Genomic DNA, 1,204 nt, shown 5'->3' on the forward strand with positions numbered 1-1,204 from the left:
CATTACATGGCAGATTATTAGAACATGAAAACCTGTCGGACGAACAAATTAGTGAATTAATTACAAATGCCGCTAGTCAGAAAGAACAAGTAGAGCAATTAAACAAAGCAGTCCAACAAATTATTGGTGGATATAATGAACCAATTAATATCTATGTTTCAAAAAATGGTAGTGATAAAATCGGCGAAGGTACAGAAGAAAAGCCATATGCTACTATTCAAACAGCTGTGAATACCATTCCGTTGATAACTGCTGCTCCGATCACTATTTGGATTGATGATGGTGCTTATTTGGAAGACGTGGTAATTAATGGGCTGTCTTATCGTTCCTTAATGATTAAACCAATAAATGATATAAGTAGTATAAACCCCTTAACTTCAGATTTGCCAGTAAAATTAAGGAGTTTAGCGACAACAACGTGTGTAGGTTACACACAGATTTCTGGTATTCAAATAGTTGATACTGTAAACGCTCCGATAGATCCAAGTGGTAACCGATACGGAATCATGAACGAGCAATCTGGCTATATGGCGATAAATAAATGTAAATTTTCTGAGAATACAAAATCTTTGGGATACAATGCCATTTATGTTGGTGGCGTATCGAAATTAAACATGTATGGTAATACTACATTTATTAATCAAGATGTCGCTTTGCGTGTAAGGCTTATGTCAGAAGCATTAGCAGGTCTAACTGGTTCAGGAAATAACATCGGTATTAAATGTGAAGATGCTACAGTTAGAGGTACGGCTTCCACAGCATTTGCAACTACACCAACAAGCATCAGTGGCAATGGACTAATTATATCCAAAGGACAGGTGTTGAACTAATGGTTTATAAAATAAATGAATCGATCATTGTGATTCAAGCAGAAGCAACTAAGCCTAATGATACGAATGTTGTTTTTTGGTCGCATGATCGAGGAACAGCTAAGCTTCGAATGAAGTTAGTAAGAAAAAACGGCATCCCTCAAAGCTTACCCGAAGGGACGACTGTTCCGATTCGCTTGATATTTAAATCTGCAACAGCAGAAGACGGATATGGAAAACATGACTATCTTGCCACCATTGAAGATCCTGTGAATGGTATTGTATCTATCGTATTAGAAGATAATATTTTAGGATATGTCGGTAAAGTAGAAGGTAGCGTATATATTGATTTCCCAGACGACCGCTCGTTAGATACGGCTGGTCGTTTTACTTTT

General features: G+C 37.0%; 2 protein-coding genes. Both read left to right on the plus strand.

Annotation, left to right across the window (positions count from 1 at the left end; genetic code table 11):
• Positions 1–830 (plus strand): hypothetical protein (locus OS139_RS13610; RefSeq protein ID WP_325067022.1); only part of this gene is annotated, 830 nt, incomplete at its 5' end.
• The coding region (locus OS139_RS13615) for a BppU family phage baseplate upper protein (protein WP_325067023.1) at positions 830–1,204 on the plus strand (375 nt) is incomplete at its 3' end. The genes OS139_RS13610 and OS139_RS13615, both read left to right, overlap by 1 nt.

It is taken from the genome of Enterococcus sp. E4-223 (genome assembly GCF_035727065.1).
Taxonomy (GTDB): domain Bacteria; phylum Bacillota; class Bacilli; order Lactobacillales; family Enterococcaceae; genus Enterococcus_B; species Enterococcus_B faecium.